Origin of the sequence: Streptomyces sp. NPDC048349 (assembly GCF_040651925.1) — a bacterium.
Lineage (GTDB): Bacteria > Actinomycetota > Actinomycetes > Streptomycetales > Streptomycetaceae > Streptomyces.
The window spans coordinates 19614-39482 of record NZ_JBEZLA010000003.1 but is presented as its reverse complement, the minus strand read 5'-3'; the positions used below and the strand labels follow the sequence as shown (position 1 = coordinate 39482).

At 69.8% G+C, this 19869-nt stretch carries 16 protein-coding genes; 12 read left to right on the top strand and 4 right to left on the bottom strand.

Annotation, left to right across the window (positions count from 1 at the left end):
* Window positions 1–43: 43 nt before the first annotated feature.
* The 7 genes from AB0D44_RS03145 to AB0D44_RS03115 all read left to right on the top strand — a co-directional run bounded on the left by AB0D44_RS03145 (window position 44) and on the right by AB0D44_RS03115 (window position 7460).
* Window positions 44–529: a hotdog fold thioesterase gene (locus tag AB0D44_RS03145; protein WP_362583519.1), complete on the top strand. Its 486-nt coding sequence runs from the start codon at window positions 44–46 to the stop codon at window positions 527–529.
* A 222-nt stretch (window positions 530–751) separates the two neighbouring features.
* Window positions 752–1165, top strand: coding sequence for a hypothetical protein (locus tag AB0D44_RS03140; protein ID WP_362583516.1), 414 nt, complete (start codon window positions 752–754; stop codon window positions 1163–1165).
* A 540-nt stretch (window positions 1166–1705) separates the two neighbouring features.
* Entirely contained in the window at window positions 1706–2941 is a 1236-nt protein-coding gene (locus AB0D44_RS03135; protein WP_362583515.1) for a branched-chain amino acid ABC transporter substrate-binding protein, read from the top strand.
* 139 nt (window positions 2942–3080) lie between these two features.
* Window positions 3081–4013, top strand: a complete 933-nt coding sequence (locus AB0D44_RS03130) for a branched-chain amino acid ABC transporter permease (protein ID WP_362583512.1) — start codon at window positions 3081–3083, stop codon at window positions 4011–4013.
* A gap of 5 nt (window positions 4014–4018) precedes the next feature.
* On the top strand, window positions 4019–5740 hold the full coding sequence (locus AB0D44_RS03125) for a branched-chain amino acid ABC transporter permease (RefSeq protein WP_362583926.1): 1722 nt from the start codon (window positions 4019–4021) through the stop codon (window positions 5738–5740).
* Between the two features lie 5 nt (window positions 5741–5745).
* On the top strand, window positions 5746–6747 hold the full coding sequence (locus AB0D44_RS03120; RefSeq protein WP_362583510.1) for an ABC transporter ATP-binding protein: 1002 nt from the start codon (window positions 5746–5748) through the stop codon (window positions 6745–6747).
* On the top strand, window positions 6744–7460 hold the full coding sequence (locus AB0D44_RS03115; RefSeq protein ID WP_362583507.1) for an ABC transporter ATP-binding protein: 717 nt from the start codon (window positions 6744–6746) through the stop codon (window positions 7458–7460). The genes AB0D44_RS03120 and AB0D44_RS03115 overlap by 4 nt, the downstream gene beginning before the upstream one ends.
* Before the next feature lie 60 nt (window positions 7461–7520).
* Here the strand turns inward: AB0D44_RS03115 and AB0D44_RS03110 are convergent, their stop codons facing one another.
* Complete coding sequence (locus AB0D44_RS03110) at window positions 7521–8693, bottom strand: GDSL-type esterase/lipase family protein (RefSeq protein WP_362583504.1); 1173 nt, start codon at window positions 8691–8693, stop codon at window positions 7521–7523.
* 80 nt (window positions 8694–8773) lie between these two features.
* Between AB0D44_RS03110 and pepN the strand changes: the two genes are divergently transcribed.
* The 3 genes from pepN to AB0D44_RS03095 all read left to right on the top strand — a co-directional run bounded on the left by pepN (window position 8774) and on the right by AB0D44_RS03095 (window position 14314).
* Complete coding sequence (gene pepN / locus AB0D44_RS03105) at window positions 8774–11287, top strand: aminopeptidase N (protein ID WP_362583501.1); 2514 nt, start codon at window positions 8774–8776, stop codon at window positions 11285–11287.
* Between the two features lie 226 nt (window positions 11288–11513).
* Entirely contained in the window at window positions 11514–12908 is a 1395-nt protein-coding gene (locus tag AB0D44_RS03100) for an aminotransferase class V-fold PLP-dependent enzyme (RefSeq protein ID WP_362583498.1), read from the top strand.
* On the top strand, window positions 12905–14314 hold the full coding sequence (locus tag AB0D44_RS03095) for a SidA/IucD/PvdA family monooxygenase (protein ID WP_362583495.1): 1410 nt from the start codon (window positions 12905–12907) through the stop codon (window positions 14312–14314). Before AB0D44_RS03100 ends, AB0D44_RS03095 begins: the two co-directional genes overlap by 4 nt.
* 177 nt (window positions 14315–14491) lie before the next feature.
* Here the strand turns inward: AB0D44_RS03095 and AB0D44_RS03090 are convergent, their stop codons facing one another.
* Window positions 14492–16288, bottom strand: a complete 1797-nt coding sequence (locus tag AB0D44_RS03090) for a 5'-nucleotidase C-terminal domain-containing protein (RefSeq protein ID WP_362583493.1) — start codon at window positions 16286–16288, stop codon at window positions 14492–14494.
* Window positions 16289–16355: 67 nt separating this feature from the next.
* On the opposite strand from AB0D44_RS03090, the gene AB0D44_RS03085 reads away from it, so the two are divergent.
* Window positions 16356–17066 (top strand): SIMPL domain-containing protein, encoded by a 711-nt coding sequence (locus AB0D44_RS03085; protein WP_362583490.1) that lies wholly within the window; start codon window positions 16356–16358, stop codon window positions 17064–17066.
* Between the two features lie 217 nt (window positions 17067–17283).
* Window positions 17284–18711: a pyruvate kinase gene (gene pyk, locus AB0D44_RS03080; protein ID WP_362583487.1), complete on the top strand. Its 1428-nt coding sequence runs from the start codon at window positions 17284–17286 to the stop codon at window positions 18709–18711.
* A gap of 50 nt (window positions 18712–18761) precedes the next feature.
* On the opposite strand, the gene AB0D44_RS03075 is transcribed toward pyk, so the two are convergent.
* Together AB0D44_RS03075 and AB0D44_RS03070 are read right to left on the bottom strand one after the other, a co-directional pair.
* The gene (locus AB0D44_RS03075; protein WP_362583484.1) at window positions 18762–19013 is read right to left on the bottom strand and encodes an EF-hand domain-containing protein; all 252 of its coding nucleotides are present in this window, start codon (window positions 19011–19013) and stop codon (window positions 18762–18764) included.
* Between the two features lie 66 nt (window positions 19014–19079).
* The gene (locus AB0D44_RS03070) at window positions 19080–19835 is read right to left on the bottom strand and encodes a transcriptional regulator (RefSeq protein WP_362583481.1); all 756 of its coding nucleotides are present in this window, start codon (window positions 19833–19835) and stop codon (window positions 19080–19082) included.
* Between the last annotated feature and the right edge of the window lie 34 nt (window positions 19836–19869).

Below are 19869 nucleotides of genomic sequence, written 5' to 3'. Positions count from 1 at the left end.
CAGGACAAGATGGTTAACGAGCGTTGACGAACGGAGCCGGCCCATGGGCGAGCAGCACGCAGTGAAGTTCCCGCAGGAGGTCCTCGAGGAGTACGCGGCCTTGGGCATCGACCTGCCCTCGCTGTTCTCGGCGGGCCACCTCGGCGAGCGCATGGACATCAGGATCCTCGAGGCCTCGGCCGAGCGGGTCGTGGCCACCATGCCGGTCGAGGGCAACACCCAGCCGTACGGGCTGCTGCACGGCGGGGCCTCCGCCGTCCTCGCCGAGACCCTCGGCTCCGTCGGCGCCATGATGCACGGCGGCATCACCAAGATCGCCGTCGGTGTGGACCTGAACTGCACCCACCACCGGGGCGTGCGCTCCGGTGTGGTCACCGGAGTCGCCACCCCCGTCCACCGGGGGCGCTCCACGGCCACCTACGAGGTCGTGATCAGCGACGAGCAGGAGCGGCGCGTCTGCACCGCCCGCCTGACCTGCCTGCTGCGCGACGCGGACCCGGCGGGCGGCCAGGCCGCCGCCGGAGCCTGACACCGGCCTCGCCCCCTCTTCGGGGCGCCCGACGCCTTGGCCACGGGCCCTGCGCAGGCCCGGACCCCCGCCCCCACGGGCGGCGCGTCCGGGCCTGTGCCCGTTTTCGGCTGCGCCCGCGGGCGCGCCCTCTTCCGCCCCCACCCGCCCGGAATCCGCCAGTCCGCACCTGCCCCGTCCCCATCTGTTGTGTCACCGATGGTGACCGCCTACCTTCCCCTCATGGGGACACCGCCACGCTCCACGGTCCGGTACGCCGCCGCCACCCTGCCCGCGGCGCTCGCCCTGGCCGGCGCCCTGACCGGATGCTCGCCTTCCGCCCCACCGCCCGCGGCGGGCACGCACAGCCCCGCTCCCAGCCCCTCCTCGCCCGCACAGATCTGCACCAGCCTCGTGTCCTACTGGGCGAGGGAGACGCTTCTGGGCACGAAATGGTCCGGCCTGGACTGGGAACAGAAGGGCCTGTCCAACGACCAGTACGCGATCCACGAGGACGCGGTGGCCGCGGGACGCGCCGAGGAGCGAACGGCCGGGCGGGACAAGGCACTTGAGCTGATCGACCGGTTCGTGGCGCAGCGCTGCGCCGAGCAGAACGGCGCGACGTGGAGCTCGGAGAACTGGCGCCCTCCGACGTGACCCAGGTCACCGCATTCCGAGCGCGTTGTCCGGCTTCCGGGCACGTGCCGCCATATCGCCCCGCCGCAGGTGGCGGGCCCTTTCGACATCCCGGCAAGATCCATCCCGCGCCAATGGAACACCGCAGATGATGACGCTCCGTAATGACCATGCCGTACGGAATCCCCCTTTTCCGCTGGGAATGGCCACCCCGCGGATTCTTTCGGACACGCGCTGCCACATTCGGCCGAATTTGATCTAAGACAGGTGCATGAAGGCCTCAAGCCCCTTAGGGGAACAGGCATTTCTCAGAATGCGGACGATCACAGACGTAGTTAAATGTCTGATTTGTCCACACTCCCACCACGCATTCTTGGCCTTGGCATAACAAGAGCGTCACATCCTCCTTTCTCCGCTCCCCGTGTTCGCCACCTCGGGCCTAGAGTCACGGCCAGTCACCGCGCCGCTGGGCGCGACCAGCACGGCCGCTGTACATCCCAGTGCGGCCCGGCGACCGAACGGCACCTCACAGAGGGAGCCGCGCCAGGGAAAGGAAGAATCGTGCGACACCGTTCTTTGCTCGTCCTCACCACCGTGATCACCACGGGAGCACTGACCCTCACCGCCTGCGGATCGCGCGACGAGGCGAAGACCGGGGACACGTCCGGCGGCAAGAAGACCGTCGTCGTCATCGGCGTGGACGCTCCCCTCACCGGCTCGCTCTCCGCCCTCGGCCAGGGCATCAAGAACTCGGTCGACCTCGCGGCCAAGACGGCCAACAAGAACAACGAGGTCCCCGGCATCGAGTTCAAGGTCGAGGCCCTCGACGACCAGGCGGTCCCCGCCTCCGGTCAGGCCAACGCCACCAAGCTCGTCGGCAACAAGGACGTCCTCGGCGTCGTCGGCCCGCTGAACTCCGGTGTGGCCCAGCAGATGCAGGGCGTCTTCGCCTCGGCGAACCTGGCCCAGGTCTCCCCGGCCAACACCAACCCCTCGCTCAGCCAGGGCGACAACTGGGGCAAGGGCGAGTTCAAGCGTCCCTTCCCGACCTACTTCCGCACCGCCGCCACCGACGTGGTCCAGGGCAAGTTCGCCGCCCAGTACCTCTTCAAGGACGCCGGCAAGAAGAAGGTCTTCGTCGTCGACGACAAGCAGACCTACGGCGCCGGCCTGGCCGCGATCTTCTCCGACGAGTTCAAGAAGCTCGGCGGCGAGGTCGTCGGTACCGACCACGTCACCGTGAAGGAGACCGACTTCTCCTCCACCGCCGACAAGGTCAAGTCCTCCGGTGCCGACTCCGTCTACTTCGGCGGCCAGTACCCCGAGGGCGGCCTGCTCGCCGACCAGATCAAGAAGACCGGCGCCAACATCCCGCTCATGGGCGGCGACGGCATCCAGGACCCCGCCTTCATCACCGCCTCCGGCGAGGCCAACGAGGGTGACCTGTCCACCTCCATCGGCTACCCGGTCGAGAAGCTCCCCACCGCCAAGCAGTTCATCGAGGACTACAAGGCGGGCGGCTACAAGGACCCGTACGCCGCGTACGGCGGCTACTCCTACGACGCCGGCTGGGCCGTCATCCAGGCCGTCAAGGCCGCTGTCGCCGCCAACGGCGGCAAGCTGCCCACCGACGCCCGCGCCAAGGTCGTCGAGGCCCTCGGCAAGGTCTCCTTCGAGGGTGTGACCGGCAAGGTCGCCTTCGACGAGTACGGCGACACCACCAACAAGCAGCTCACGGTCTACAAGGTCGAGGGCGGCAAGTGGATCGACGTCAAGAGCGACACCTTCAACCAGTAGTCCCCGCGTCCCGCTAGCCGGGACCTCGGTCCGGTCCGTCCCGACGGCCTGACCCCCCTCAAAAAGAACCAGCCGCGCGAGGGCGCAAACAGCGCCCTCGCGCGGAGTCTTATCCGACACGCTCATCGGAGGCCCTGCGGTGCACGAACTGCCGCAACAGCTGGCCAACGGCCTTGCCCTCGGTGCCCTTTATGGCCTCATCGCCATCGGGTACACCATGGTCTACGGCATCGTCCAGCTCATCAACTTCGCCCACGGCGAGATCTTCATGATCGGCGGCTTCGGCGCGCTCACCGCCTACGCCATCCTCCCGACCGGCACCTCCCTGCTGATCGCGATACCGGTCATGATCGTCGGAGGCGCACTCGCCTCGGTCCTCGTCGCCACCGCAGCCGAACGCTTCGCCTACCGTCCCCTGCGCAGCGCTCCACGGCTCGCCCCGCTCATCACCGCAATCGGCCTCTCGATCGCGCTCCAGCAGCTTGTCTGGCAGTTCTACCCGGACGCCAAGAAGGCCGTCAGCTTCCCTGAGTTCAAGGGCGCCGCCTTCAAGATCACCGACAGCCTGGCCATCCAGCGCGCGGACCTCTTCGTCCTCATCCTCGCCCCGCTGTGCATGCTCGCGCTCGGCGTCTTCGTCTCCAAGAGCCGCAGCGGCCGCGCCATGCAGGCCACCGCGCAGGACCCGGACACCGCGAAGCTGATGGGCATCAACACCGACCGCATCATCGTCATGGCCTTCGCCATCGGTGCCGCGTTCGCCGCCGTCGCCGCCGTCGCCTACGGCCTCGACAAGGGCCAGATCAACTTCGAGATGGGCTTCATCCTCGGACTGAAGGCCTTCACCGCCGCCGTCCTCGGAGGCATCGGCAACATCTACGGCGCCATGGTCGGCGGCGTCGTCCTCGGCCTCGCCGAGGCCCTCTCGATCGCGTACATCGAAGAGATCCCCGGCATGCAGCAGCTCGGCGGTGGAGCCTGGTCCAACGTCTGGGCGTTCGTACTCCTCATCGTCGTCCTCCTCGTGCGGCCCCAAGGCCTGCTCGGCGAGCGCGTCGCGGATCGGGCGTGAGAACCATGACCACCAACACCACCCCGCAGACCGCCGTCGCCAAGCAGGGCCCCGCCCCCGCCGCACTCCTCTACGCGGTCATCGGCGGCAGCCTCCTGACCGTCATCAGCGCCTACCTCCGCTGGACCTGGACGCCCGACTTCCCCGGTGACCTCACCTACAACGGCAGCCCGGCGCCCATCCAGTTCCTCAGCCTGATCGCCGGCCTCCTGACCGCCGCCTTCGCGCTCTCCGCGCTCGGCGTCAAGGGCCTGCGCTGGCTCAGCCCCACCGGCGCCCGCAAGCCCGTCTGGATCCTGTCGCTCGGCACCCTGGCCGGCACCTGGTTCACGGTCATCTCCATCGCCGTGGTCCTGGGCGGCTTCGCCCACCTGGAGCCCGGCGCCTACGTCGCCCTCGTCGGCTCGCTCGTCCCGGCCCTCGCCGCGTACAAGCTCCCCGACGACAGCCGCAAGGCGGCCCCCGCCAAGCAGCTGCCGGCCTGGGCCGAGATCCTCGTCATCACCGGCGTCTTCGCCCTCGGCCTCTACGTGGTCACCTTCGGCATCGACACCGACGACAAGGAGCCGCAGCTCTTCGTCACGTACCTGATCATCGTCGGCTTCGCGGCCTTCGCCCTGCTCAAGTCCGGCCTCTTCGACCGGCTCGGCAGCATCACCGCGAAGCACCGCCAGGTCACGCTGATCGGTACCGCGGCCGCCGCGATCGCCTTCCCGTTCATCCAGCAGAGCGGCGACACGTACACGCTCATCGCGGTCAACATCCTGATCTTCGCGACCGTCGCCCTCGGCCTCAACGTCGTCGTCGGCCTCGCCGGCCTCCTCGACCTCGGTTACGTCGCCTTCCTCGGCGTCGGCGCCTACACGGCGGCACTGGTCTCCGGAAGCACCGCCTCCGCCTTCGGCGTCCACCTGCCCTTCTGGGCGGCGGTCATCGTCGGTGCCCTCGCCTCGCTGGTCTTCGGCGTGGTCATCGGTGCGCCGACCCTGCGCCTGCGCGGCGACTACCTCGCCATCGTCACCCTCGGCTTCGGAGAGATCTTCCGCATCGCCATGGGCAACCTCGACGGCGACTCCGGTCCGGACATCACCAACGGCCCGAACGGCATCCCGAACATCCCCCACCTGGACCTGTTCGGGTGGAACTTCGGGGAGTCCCACACGGTCGGCGGCATCGTCCTCGGTGCATACGCCAACTACTACTTCCTGATGCTGCTGGTCATGGCCCTGGTGGTGCTGGTCTTCTCCCGCGCCGGCAACAGCCGCATCGGCCGCGCCTGGGTCGCCATCCGCGAGGACGAGACCGCCGCCGAGGCCATGGGCATCAACGGCTTCAAGGTCAAGCTGATCGCCTTCGCCCTCGGCGCCACCCTCGCCGGCCTCGCCGGCACCGTCCAGGCACACGTCAACAGCACGGTCGTCCCCGAGAACTACGTCTTCGCCGGCCCCGTGCCGCCGAACTCCGCGTTCCTCCTCGCCGCCGTCATCCTGGGCGGCATGGGCACCATCCGCGGACCCATCCTCGGCGCCGCACTCCTCTTCCTGATCCCGGCGAAGCTGGCCTTCCTCCAGGACTACCAGCTCCTCGCCTTCGGCATCGCCCTCATCCTGCTCATGCGCTTCCGCCCCGAAGGCCTCATCGCCAACAAGCGGGCGCAGCTCGAGTACCACGACGACACCGCTGACCAGGCCCCCACGGACCTGGCCACCGCCAAGGCGGGGGCGTGAACGACATGACCACCACAGACACCACCACCACGACCACCGTGCTGGAAGCCAGCGGCGTCACCATGCGCTTCGGCGGCCTCACCGCGGTCAAGGGCGTCGACCTCAAGGTCAACGCCGGCGAGATCGTCGGCCTCATCGGCCCCAACGGCGCCGGCAAGACCACCTTCTTCAACTGCCTCACCGGGCTGTACGTCCCCACCGAGGGAAGCGTCAGCTACAAGGGCACCGTCCTGCCGCCCAAGCCCCACAAGGTCACCGCGGCCGGCATCGCCCGTACCTTCCAGAACATCCGGCTCTTCCACAACATGACCGTGCTGGAGAACGTCCTGGTCGGACGCCACACCCGCACGAAGGAAGGCCTCTGGTCGGCCCTGCTGCGCGGCCCCGGCTTCAAGAAGGCCGAAGCCGCCAGCGAAGCACGCGCCATGGAACTCCTGGAGTTCATCGGCCTGCAGCACAAGGCCGGCCACCTCGCCAAGAACCTGCCCTACGGCGAGCAGCGCAAGCTGGAGATCGCCCGCGCCCTCGCCAGCGACCCCGGCCTCATCCTCCTGGACGAGCCGACCGCCGGCATGAACCCGCAGGAGACGCGGGCGGCCGAAGAACTCATCTTCGCCATCCGCGACAAGGGCATCGCCGTCCTCGTCATCGAGCACGACATGCGCTTCATCTTCAACCTCTGCGACCGCGTCGCCTGCCTGGTCCAGGGCGAGAAGCTCATCGAGGGCACGGCGGCAGAGGTCCAGGGTGACGAGCGCGTCATCGCCGCCTACCTCGGCACCCCCTTCGAGGGCGCGCCGGGCGAGGAGGAGGTCGCCGAGGTCGAGGCCGCCGAGGCCCACGCCGAGGCCGAGGCCGCCGAAGCCGAGGCCGAGGCCGCCGAAGCCGAGGCTGAGGCCGAAACCGCCGACGCCAACGCCGACGCGGACGCCGACGCGGACGCCGACGCGGACGCCGACGCGGACAGCACCACCAGCACCACCAGCACGGAAGGAGAGGCCAAGTGACCGCACTGCTCAAGGTCGAGGACCTCAAGGTCGCCTACGGCAAGATCGAAGCCGTCAAGGGAATCTCCTTCGAGGTCAACGAGGGCGAGATCGTCTGCCTCGTCGGCACCAACGGCGCCGGCAAGACCACCACCCTGCGCACCCTCTCCGGGCTCCTCAAGCCCACCGCGGGCAGCATCACCTTCGACGGCAAGCCCCTCGTCGGTGTCCCGGCCCACCAGATCGTCTCCATGAAGCTGGCGCACTCCCCCGAGGGACGCCACATCTTCCCCCGGCTGACGATCGCCGAGAACCTCCAGCTCGGCGCCTTCCTGCGCAGCGACAAGGAAGGCATCGAGAAGGACGTCCAGCGCGCCTACGAGCTCTTCCCCATCCTGGGCGAGCGCCGCAAGCAGGCCGCCGGAACCCTCTCGGGCGGCGAGCAGCAGATGCTCGCCATGGGCCGCGCCCTGATGTGCCAGCCCAAGCTGCTCATGCTGGACGAGCCCTCCATGGGTCTGTCCCCGCTGATGATGCAGAAGATCATGGCGACCATCGCCGAGCTCAAGGCGACCGGTACCACCATCCTGCTCGTCGAGCAGAACGCCCAGGCCGCGCTCTCGCTGGCCGACCAGGCGCACGTGATGGAGATCGGCAAGATCGTGCTCTCCGGCACCGGCCAGGACCTCCTCCACAACGAGGACGTCCGCAAGGCCTACCTCGGCGAGGACTGATCACGAACGTGTGAGGCCCGCCTTCCCTCGGGGGGAGGCGGGCCTCACGCACGTCCCGGATCAGGCACGGGCCGCGAACGGACCCCCGTCGGCGAAGACCTGCTCCGCGAAGCGCTCACCGATCAGACGGTGACCCGCCTCGTCCGGGTGCAGCCGGTCCGGCAGCGGCAGCTCGGCGAAGTCCTTCTCGCCGTACAGCGAAAGACCGTCCAGGTAGTACAGGTTCGGATCCTCGGCCGCCCGCTGCTGCGTGATCCGGGCCAGCTCCTGCCTGATCACGGTCAGCGTCAGCTTCCCGGCCGCGACCTCCGCCGGGTCACCGGTGGCCCGGTAGCTCACCTGCTCGCCGTCGAGGTCCGGCGCGGTCGGGCCCGGCGTGTCCTCGTGCATGGGACACAGCACCGGGGAAACCACCAGCAGCGGAGTGTCCGGGTGCCCCTCGCGGATCGTGTCCAAGAACCCGTGGACCGCCGGCGCGAAGGCCCGCAGCCGCATCACGTCGGTGTTCACCAGGGCGATACCGATCTTGACGCTGATCACGTCCGCCGGAGTGTCCCGCATCGCACGCGCGGTGAAGGGATCGAGCAGGGCGTTGCCGCCCAGCCCCATGTTGACCAGCTCCACGCCGCCCGCCGCCGCCGCCACCGCCGGCCACGTCCCCGACGGGCTCTGCGCGTTGGAGCCCTGGCTGAGCGAGCTGCCGTGATGCAGCCACACCCGGCGGCCGCTGTCCGCGGCGGCCTCCACCGGCGCATCCGACCGCAGGGCGATCAGCTCGGTGCGCTCGTTGTGCGGCAGCCAGATCTCCACGTCCTTCACGTCACCCGACAGCCCGGAGAAACGGGCCGTACCCGGCTCGCCGGACCGGGTCTCCGATGACAGGGTCCGCATGTCGAAACGGAACTCGTGTCCCCCCGACACCGTGGCCTGGCCCGCCAGCCGACCGTCCACCACCAGGTCGTACACGCCGTCCGGATTGTCCTGACCACCCACGAACACGATCTTCGTCGGCATCGTGTCCAGCTCGATGGCGGTCGCCCGGGTACGGAACACCAGCCTCACACCGGAGGGCTGCGCCTCCACGGTGGCCAGTTGAGCCGCCGGGTGCTGCTTGCGCGCCCACGCCGGCATCCGGTGCGGCACCAGGCCCTGCTCGGTACGCTCCACCTCGAGGGCGCCGCGCAGCAGCGGCTCGATGGGCGTGGTGATCCATTCCGTCACGTCAGAGGTCATGGCCCCACCCTGCCCAGCACCACTCGGACAGGACTCGCATCACGCTGGGGCCGGGCCGCACCGTGCGGCAGCATGTCCCCATGCCCGCACTGACGCGCAACGAAGCGCATCTCCGAGCCCAGCTCCTCGACGTCCACCACTACGCCGTCACCCTCGACCTCACCACCGGCGACACCACCTTCGACTCCACCACGGTCATCCGCTTCACCGCCCGCACTGACGCGGACACCTTCCTGGAGCTGAAACCGGACGAACTGCGCTCCGCCACCCTCGACGGCCGGCCCCTCGACCCGGCCGCCCTCGACGGCAACCGCCTCCCGCTCCCCGGCCTCACCCAAGGCCCCCACGAGCTGCGCCTGGACACCCGCATGCGCTACTCCCGCACCGGCGAGGGCCTGCACCGCTTCACCGACCCCGCGGACGGGGAGACGTACGTCTACAGCCAGATGTTCATGGACGACGTCCAGCGCGTCTTCCCCGCCTTCGACCAGCCCGACCTCAAGGCCGTCTTCGCCTTCACCGTCACCGCCCCCGCCCACTGGACCGTCCTGGCCAACGGCATCACCACCCGCACCGGGACCCGCGAGGCCGACGGCGCCGGCATCTGGGACTCCGCCCCGACGCCCCCCATCTCCACCTACCTCGCCGCCGTCGCCGCGGGCCCCTGGCACAGCGTGGGCACCGAACACGCCGGACTGCCCTTCGCCATCCACTGCCGCCGGTCCCTCGCCCCCCACATGGACGCCGACGCCGAGGAGATCCTCTCCCTCACCAAGGACTGCTTCGACCGGTACCAGGAAAAGTTCACCGAGCCCTACCCGTTCGACTCCTACGACCAGGCCTTCGTACCCGAGTTCAACGCCGGAGCCATGGAGAACCCCGGCCTCGTCACCTTCCGCGACGAGTTCATCTACCGCTCCGCCGTCACCGACACCGAACGCCAGACCCGCGCCATGGTCATCGCCCACGAGATGGCCCACATGTGGTTCGGCGACCTCGTCACCCTCGCCTGGTTCGACGACATCTGGCTCAACGAGTCCTTCGCCGAGTACATGGGCTACCAGACCCTCACCGAAGCCACCCGCTTCACCGACACCTGGACCGAGTTCGGCGTCACCCGCAAGGCCTGGGGCTACGACGCAGACCAGCGCCCCTCCACCCACCCCGTCGCCCCCGACCCCGACGACGTCCCCGACACCGCCTCCGCCCTCCTCAACTTCGACGGCATCTCCTACGCCAAGGGCGCCTCCGCCCTGCGCCAACTCGTCGCCTGGCTCGGCGAGAAGGACTTCCTCGCCGGCATCAACACCCACTTCGCCCGCCACAAGTTCGCCAACGCCTCCCTCGCCGACTTCGTCGACTCCCTCGCCGCCCACACCGAACGCGACGTCCACGCCTGGGCCCGGGTCTGGCTGCGCACCACCGGCATCGACACCCTCACCCCGCACATCGAGGAGAGCGCGCAAGGCCCCGCCGGCTGGACCCTCACCGTCGACCGCAAGGGCAGCCGCCCCCACCGCATCGCCGCCGGCGTCTACCACCGCGACCCGGCCGACGGCCGCACCCTGCACCGCACCGACTTCCCCCACCTCGACGTCCCCTCCGACGAGGTCCTCTCCGTCGGCGGCCCCCGCCCCGCCCTCCTCGTCCTCAACGACGGCGACCTCACCTACGCCAAGGTCCGCCTCGACGAGACCTCACTCGACACCGCCCTGCGCAGCCTGGGCGACATCCCCGACGCCCTCACCCGCGCCGTCGTCTGGAACTGCCTGCGCGACATGGTCCGCGACGGCGAACTCGACCCACAGGACTACCTCACCGCCGCCGGCGCACACCTGCCCGCCGAACGCGACCTCGCCGTCGTCCAGGGCGTCCTCACCTTCGCCCGCACCCAGATCGCCACCCGCTACCTCCCCCCCGAACAGCGCACCGCCGCCCTCGCCACCGTCACCGCCATCGCCCGCGACCTGCTGCAGCGCACCGAGGACGGCTCCGACCCCGGCCTGCGGCTGACCGCCGTGCGCACCCTCATCGACAGCGCCACCGACCCCGAGACCCCCGCCGCCTGGCTCGCCGAGGACACCGTCCCCGGCGGCCCCGCCCTCGACCCCGAGCTGCGCTGGCGCATCCTGTCCCGCCTCGCCGTCCTCGGCGCCGTCGACGAGGGCGACATCGACGCCGCCCTCGCCGCCGACCCCAGCGCCACCGGCCAGGAGGGCGCCGCCCGCTGCCGCGCCGCACTGCCCACCGCCCAGGCCAAGGCCGCCGCCTGGGACCGCCTCTTCCACGACGACAGCCTCTCCAACTACCTCTTCAGCGCCACCGCCCAGGGCTTCTGGCAGCCCGAACAGGCCGACCTCGTCCACACCTACGTCAGCCGCTTCTACCCGGACGCCGTCGCGCTGGCCGCCCGCCGCGGCCCGGCCATCGGCGAAGCCGCCGGCCGCTGGGCCTTCCCCGTCTACGCCGTCGACGAGTCCCACCTCCAGACCGGCCACGCCTGCCTCGCCGACCCCGACATCCTCCCCCTCCTGCGCCGCAAGCTCGTCGACCAACTCGACGACCTCGCCCGCGCCCTGCGCGTCCGCGGCTAGCCACCGGCGGTGGGCGGGGTGGGCTTCGGCGCCCGTGCCGGGGCTCCAGCCGGGGACGGGGGGCGGGCAGGGGCGGAGCCGCGGCCACATCGGGGCCGCAGCCCGCCAGGGGACCGGCCGGAAATCGATCCCGGACAAACCCCGGCGGTTACCCCATTCGGGTCGGATCGTTGTACCGGCCGGGTGGCCCCGCCCCACCCCGCCCCCGGCCCCCTCGGAGGACCCGATGACCGCGCCGCCCGGCCACGGCACAGTGGCCCCCCTCGCCGGCGGAGCCGACGGCCCCGCAGCCCTGCGGCCCCTCCTCGACACGGTGCTCGAAGCCCTGCACAGCGGAGCCCGGGAGCGCGGCGGGCCACTTCCGGCCGGCGGCCCCGACACCCTCGCGGCCCGCGTCCAGGCCGCACTGGGCGACGTACTGCCCACGAAGGGAACCGGGGACCACGAAGCGCTCCGGACCCTCGTCCACACCCTCACCGCAGGCGCCGCCGACCCCGCCGACCCGCTCTGCGCGGCCCACCTGCACTGCCCGCCCCTCGCCGTCGCAGCCGCCGCCGACCTCGCCGCCAGCGCCCTCAACCCCTCCCTCGACTCCTGGGACCAGGCCCCCGCCGCCTCCACCATCGAAGCCCTCGTCACCCGCACGCTCGCCGCCGAGTTCTACGACACCCCGCACGCCGACGCCCTCGTCACCACCGGCGGCACCGAAGCCAACCAACTCGCCCTGCTCCTGGCCCGCGAACGCCACGGCCCCCGCCTCACCGTCCTGCACGGCGCCAACGCCCACCACTCCGTCCCCCGCGCCGCCTGGCTCCTCGGCCTCCCCCCGACCACCACCCTGCCCACCCCCACCGGCACCCTCGACCCCGCCGACCTCGCCCGAGCCCTCGCCACCACCCCCGGCCCCGTCCTCGTCACCGCCACCGCCGGCACCACCGACGCCGGACTCATCGACCCCCTCCCCCCCATCGCCGACCTCTGCGACCGCTACCGCGCCGACCTCCACATCGACGCCGCCTACGGCGGACTCCTCGCCCTCACCCCCCGCCACCGCCACAAGGTCACCGGCCTCGCCCGCGCCACCTCCCTCACCATCGACCTGCACAAACTCGGCTGGCAGCCCGTCGCCGCCGGACTCCTCGCCGTCCCCGACACCGCCCTGCTGGCCCCCCTCGCCCACCAGGCCGACTACCTCAACGCCCCCGACGACACCGAAGCCGGCCTACCCGACCTCCTCGGCCGCTCCCTGCGCACCACCCGCCGCCCCGACGCCCTCAAAATCGCCACCACCCTGCGCTCCCTGGGCCGCGACGGCCTCGCCCGCCTCATCGACCACACCTGCGCACTCGCCCACCAACTCGCCGAACGCCTCGACACCCACCCCGGCTTCACCCTCCACGCACCCCCCACCCTCACCACCGTGCTCTTCCGGCCCACCCACGCCGATGACACCCAGGTCGCCACCCTGCGCCGCACCCTCCTGCACCAAGGCCGCGCCGTCCTCGGCCGCACCCGCGCCGACGGCCGCCTCTGGCTCAAAGCCACCCTGCTCAACCCGCACACCACCGCGGGGGACCTGGACACCCTCATCGCCCTCCTGGAAGGCAGCACCCACCGATGACCGCCCAGCTCGATGCCCCCCACGACCTCGTCGGAATCGGCATCGGCCCCTTCAACCTGTCCCTCGCCGCCCTCGCCCACGGCCTGCCGCACCAAGGAGCGGGCGAACTCGCCACCGCCTTCTACGACCAGCGCCGCGACTTCCGCTGGCACCCCGGACTCCTCCTCGACGGAGCCACCCTCCAAGTCCCCTTCCTCGCCGACCTCGTCACCCTCGCCGACCCCGCCAGCCCCTGGAGCTTCCTCAACTACCTCAAACACAAGGAACGGCTCTTCCCCTTCTACTTCGCCGAGCAGTTCCACATCCAACGCGCCGAATACGACGCCTACTGCCGCTGGGTCGCCGGCCGCATCCCCGGCCTCCACTTCGGCCACCAGGTCGACGCCGTCCGCTGGAACCCCGAACGCGACCTCTTCGAAGTCGACTACACCCAACTTGACGCCGACGGCGAAGCCGAAGCCCTCGGCCGCACCCACACCCGCAACCTCGCCCTCGGCATCGGCACCGCCCCCTACGTCCCCGAACCCCTGCGCCCCCTCGCCGAAGCCCCCACCGTCCCCGTCATCCACTCCGCCGACTACCTCGACAACCGCGCCCGCATCCTCGGCGCCGAACACGTCACCGTCATCGGGTCCGGCCAGTCAGGCGCCGAAGTCTTCCTCGACCTCCTGCGCGCCCGCCCCGCCGGCCGCGAACGCCTCACCTGGCTCGCCCGCACCCCCTCCTTCGCCCCCATGGAGTACTCCAAGCTCGGCCTCGAACACTTCACCCCCGACTACACCCGCTACTTCCACGCGCTCCCCGAACCCGTCCGCGACAAGCTCGTCCCCGCCCAATGGCAACTCCACAAGGGCATCGACGCCGACACCATCGCCGCCATCCACGACGAGCTGTACCGCCGCACCCTCCACGGCGGCTGGCCCGACACCGTCCTCACCCCCGGAGTCAGCGTCCGCACCGCCGGCCGCGTCGCCACCACCAAAGTCGAACTGCACCTCGAACACCTCGACCAGGGCACCCGCTCCCGCCTCACCACCGACGCCGTCGTCCTCGCCACCGGTTACCGCGAACGCCCCCTCACCAGCCTCCTCGCAGGCCTCGACCCCTACCTGCGCAAGGACTCCTCCGGCCGCCCCCGCATCGACGACCGCTACCGGATGATCACCGACCCCGCCGTCACCGGCAGCATCTTCGTCCAGAACGGCGAACGCCACACCCACGGCGTCGGAGCCCCCGACCTCGGCCTCGCCGCCTGGCGCAGCGCCGCCATCCTCAACACGCTCACCGGCAAGAACCCCTACCCCCAACCCACACGGACCGCCTTCACCACCTTCGGCCTCGAACAGCGCGAGCACACCCGCCCCCGACCCGCAGGCGAGCTGCTCCCCCTGGTCGAACACCCCTGAGGGGGTGCCCGGCCCATCAGGCCCGACACCCCCCGGCGGCCGCAGCAGACCCACCTCCCCCAGGACACCGGCCTGGAAGACCGGTCCAGGAGACCCGGCCCAGGAGACCCGGCCAGAAGACCCAGCCGGAAGACCCAGGCAGGAGACCCAGCCGTCAGACCCGGCCGGAAAGCCCGCCTAGAAGACCGGCACGCCCTCCCGCGTCAGCCGCCACGACACCGAGGCGAACTGCGCCGGATCCACCGTCCCCTTCGCCTTCACCCACTGGATGATCGTGTTACGGATCTCGTCCGAATTCGCCCACACCTGCCGGGCCTGCGGAACGTGCGGGAAGTTCCCGCCACCCGAAGCCCGGTAGTTGTTCACCGCCAACACGAACCGCGCCCCCGGATCCACCGGCTTCCCCTCGAACGACAACCCGGTGATCCGCGAACCGACCGGCTGCGCCACATCGATGTCGTACGTGAACCCGTACACCGCGTCGTAGTTGTAGTCCGGCGTGCCCTCGGAGTTCGTCAGCTTCGCCGGATCCACCACCTCACCCGGCGCCGTCCGCACGAAGTACCGCGCCGAATACTCCAGATAGTCCTTCACCTGCGCACCCGTCAGCAGCCGCGCCTCCAGCGTGTTCTCGAACGGGTACAGCCCGGCCGCATCCCGGATCGTCACCTGCCCCGCCGGGATCGCCGCCGTACGCGAGAAGCACGAAGCCTGCGACACCACCGGAAGCGCCGCCCACTCGGTACCCGCCAGCGCCCCCTTCACCGTCTCCGCCTGCACGTGATTGATCAGATCGATGATCGCCACGTCCTTGACCGGACCCTCCGCCGCCGACATCGACTGCGTCGAGGTACCTATCACCTGGTTCACGTACGCCACGACCTTGCGGTGCTCATCCGACAGCAACCCGGTGATCCGCGGATCCTCCTCCACCGCATTGGAATTCAGCACCCGCGCCGCGACCTTCGCCACCGACCAGCGGCCCTTCGCCCACGACAGCTCGAAATCAAACAGCGTCAGCCGCTGCCCCCACTTCAGCGGCTCCGACAGCACCACCTCCTTGCCCGTCGCCTTGTTCTTCACCCGGTACTCCGGGATCTCCGTGTGCGCGTGCCCCACCAGGATCGCGTCGATCCCCGGCACCTGCTCCGCCACCAGCGCCGCCGCGTTCTCCACGTACGGCAGCTGATCCCCGTACGAGGACGTCCCGCTCGACCCCGAATGCGCCGACACGATCACCACGTCCGCACCCATCGACCGCAGCTTCGGCACGTACTTCGCCGCCTGCTCCTCCAGCCCCGGGAACGTCATCTTCCCCTGCACGTTCGCCTTGTCCCACAGCGCGATCCCCGGGTTCGTCAGCCCCAGCACCGCCACCTTCACATCCCGCCCGTGCGGCGTGCACAGCCGGTGCATGCTGTACGGCGGGAACGCCGGCAGCAACGTCTTCGCATCCAGGGCATTGGCCCCCAGCAGCGGGAAATCACACTGCTCCTCGAACCTGCGCAGCACCGGAATGCCGTAATTGAACTCGTGGTTCCCCAGCGCCGCCGCGTCATAGCCGATCGCGTTCATCGCCTGCGCCATCGGGTGCACCGGACCCCGCCGCGCCGTGATCGGATCAACCTTCGCGTAGTAGTACGAAAGCTGCGTGCCCTGGATCGTGTCACCCGCGTCGATCAGCAGCGTGTTGTGCCGCCCCTTCTCCGCCCGCACCTGGTTCACCAGCGTCGAGATCTTCGCCAGACCGACGTCGTTGTGCGCCTTGTCGTCGAACTCCTTGTCCGTGAAATAGTCCCAATTGAAGACGTTCCCGTGCAGATCGGTCGTCCCCATCACCGTGAACGCGTACGTACGCGGCGCGGGTCCCGCCACCGGCCCGGCCGCAGCCGGGGTGCTCGTGGCCCCCGCCAACGCCACAGCCGCACCCGTCGCAGCCGTCGTGCCCAGAAATGTCCTACGGTCGAACGCCATGCCATCTCCCCTTTTTGAGGCGTGAACAACGCGCGTAGATTCTCACCCACGATGCGACAGTGAAGCCATGACCCAGGACGCATCACACGACGCCGCCCACCAGCCCTACGGAACCCCCGAAGTACCCCGCGTCGCCGTCCGCGGCGAAGCCCGCCTCGAAGTCGACCCCGAAATCGCCCGCATCGGCATCACCATCAGCGCCCGCGGCACCGACCGGCGCACCGCCCTCGAGGACCTCACCCGCCGCAACACCGCCGTCCTCGACCTCATCAAGAGCTACGGCGACCCCGTCGAAAAACTCGAAACCGGTGCCTTCTCCATCACCCCCGAACCCACCCGCCACGGCCGCGGCGAACGCATCCGCGCCTACCACGGCCGCGTCCACATCACCGCCGAACTCAACGACTTCACCGCACTCGGCGAACTCACCACCCGCCTCGCCGACCTCGACCTCACCCAAGTCGACGGACCGTGGTGGGCCCTGCGCCCCACCTCACCCGCCCACGGCCAAGCCCGCCGCCAAGCCGTCCTCGAAGCCGTCCAGCGCGCCCGCGAATACGCCGAAGCCCTCGGCGCCCGACTCGCCGCCCTCGTCGAACTCGCCGACCTCGGCGCCGAAAACGCCGTCCCCTTCCCCGCCTCACCCGGCGGAATGCGCACCATGGCCTTCAGCGCCTCCGAGGACGCCGGCGCCCCGCCCCTCGACCTCGAACCCCAGCGCCAAACCGTCTACGCCCAAGTGAACGCCCGCTTCACCATGACCCCTCCCCAGCTCTAGAACGGCAGCACCGGAACAGCTCCGGGACCGGCTCGGGAACAGCTCCGGGACCGGCTCCGGAACAGCTCGGGAACAGCGCCGAAACCGCACGCCGGGGGTGCTCATCAGAGCACCCCCATGCACATTCAACTATTGTCAACAAGCTTTTGCACAAAGGTTGTTGAGCGGACACCCGGAACCAATTTCCTACTCCCTGGTAGGGGAATACGCTCGCCCCATGCGCCGAGCGAAAATCGTATGTACCCTGGGCCCCGCCACCGACTCATACGACCAGATCAAAGCCCTGGTCGAAGCCGGAATGGACATCGCCCGCCTCAACCTCAGCCACGGCACCTACGCCGAACACGAAGAGCGCTACCAGCGCGTGCGCAAAGCCTCCGACGAAACCCGCCGCAGCGTCGGCATCCTCGCAGACCTTCAAGGCCCGAAGATCCGCCTCGGCCGATTCCGCGAAGGACCCGTACTCCTTGAACGCGGCGACCAGTTCACCATCACCGTCGAAGACCACGAAGGCGACCGCCACACCTGCGGCACCACCTACAAAGGCCTCGCCACCGACGTCACCCCCGGCGAACGCATCCTCGTCGACGACGGCCGCGTCACCCTCGAAGTCACCACCATCGACGGACCCCGCGTCCACACCCACGTCATCGAAGGCGGCATGGTCTCCGACCACAAGGGACTCAACCTCCCCGGCGTCGCCGTCTCCGTCCCCGCCCTCTCCGACAAAGACATCGACGACCTCCGCTGGGCCCTGCGCACCGGCGCCGACGTCATCGCCCTCTCCTTCGTCCGCAGCGGCCGCGACATCGAAGACGTCCACCGCATCATGGACGAAGAAGGCCGACGCCTCCCCGTCATCGCCAAGATCGAAAAACCCCAAGCCGTCGAAAACATCGACGACATCGTCGCCGCCTTCGACGGCATCATGGTCGCCCGCGGCGACCTCGGCGTCGAAATGCCCCTCGAACAAGTCCCCATCGTCCAAAAGCGCGCCGTCAAACTCGCCAAACGCAACGCCAAGCCCGTCATCGTCGCCACCCAGATGCTCGACTCGATGATCGACAACTCGCGCCCCACCCGCGCCGAGGCCTCCGACGTCGCCAACGCCGTCATCGACGGCACCGACGCCGTCATGCTCTCCGGCGAAACCAGCGTCGGCAAATACCCCGTCGAAACCGTCCGCACCATGTCCCGCATCGTCGAAGCCGCCGAAGAGGACATCCTCGCCAAGGGCCTCCCACCCCTCACCGAACGCAACAAGCCCCGCACCCAAGGCGGAGCCGTCGCCCGCGCCGCCGCCGAAATGGGCGACTTCCTCGACGCCAAATTCCTCGTCGCCTTCACCCAGAGCGGAGACACCGTCCGCCGGCTCTCCCGCTACCGCTCCCCCATCCCCCTCCTCGCCTTCACCCCCGACCCCGCAACCCGCTCCCAACTCAACCTCACCTGGGGCGTCGAAACCTTCCTCGGCCCCCACGTCGACTCCACCGACGCCATGGTCGCCCAAGTCGAAGAAGAACTCCTGCGCATCGGCCGCTGCGTCCGCGGTGACGTCGTCGTCATCACCGCCGGCTCACCCCCCGGCGTCACCGGATCCACCAACCTCGTCCGCATCCACCACATCGGCGACGCGGTCCGCTGACCGACACCACGCACCGCGTCGGGCCCTCACCGCCCGACGCGGACACCGGCCTACCAGCCGAACCGCCGGTCCACGACCGCCGCGAACTCCTCAAAGCTCAGAACCTCGTCCCCGTTCGCATCAGCCGCATCGAACAACGCCGACGACACATCCGCGTTCCCCAGCGCCCAGAACGGCAGGTCTCCCCGCGCGGCCAGCGTCGGCCCCTTCGACCGCAGGGCCGAGATCACCTCCGCACGGGTCAACTGCCCGTCGTGGTTCAGATCCAGCGCGTCGAACAGCTTGCGAGCCTTCTCGCTCATGGCAGGTCCCCATTCCGTGTGCGTGACCGGTCGTACGGTCACAGCATGACGGGAGCGGGACCCGCCCTAGTACTTGGGCCCGATGTGGGCGTCCATCAGCGCGACGGACTCCTTGCGGGCGACGGACACGTTTAGGGGGTCGCAACCACGCGCAAGGATCGTCCACCTGACGCCGACCTTGGTGAGCGTATCCGTGCACAGCTTCCGGATGTCGTCCGACTTGTTGGTGAAGAAGTACCGCGGGTACTCGTAACGCTTCCTCACCCCGCCGACGATCCGGGTCGTCCAGTTGGTGATCCGGCACCCGTCGGAGTGGATCAGGCCCCGGATGAGCTCCCAGGGGTACGCGTCGACGATCTCCTGCTGCCATTCCTCGAGGACGATCCGCCGCTCGTGCTTCCTGCCGGGGCCGTGCTGCGGGAACAGGCAGGGCCAGTGCCGGCCGTAGCTGGTGACGGCCACGCAGCCCTGGCGCTGCAGGACGTAGACCTTGTCGGACGGACGGACCGCGAGGATCGCCGCGCGGCACTGCTCGATGAGGCCGGGCCACGCGTCTGCGCATGCGATGCGGAGGTGGTACCCGCCTCGGGGGTGCGGGCTGATGCAGCCGTCGCCGAGACAGAGGCCCAGGAGATAGGCGTAGGCGGCCGGGTCTGGTGGGGCCGTGCACTGCGTCTGGTCCATTCGGGGGAGCGGTTCGATGCGAACCTGCCAGGCGCGGATGGCTGCCCGGGATATCCCTGTTTCCTTGCTGACCGAGTTCATGCTGCGGCCGCTGAGCAGAAGAGCAAGGGCGTGCTGTCGGGTTTCCATGTCGTACATGCGCTCGACGCTGCCGTTCGCACATCGCACGCGC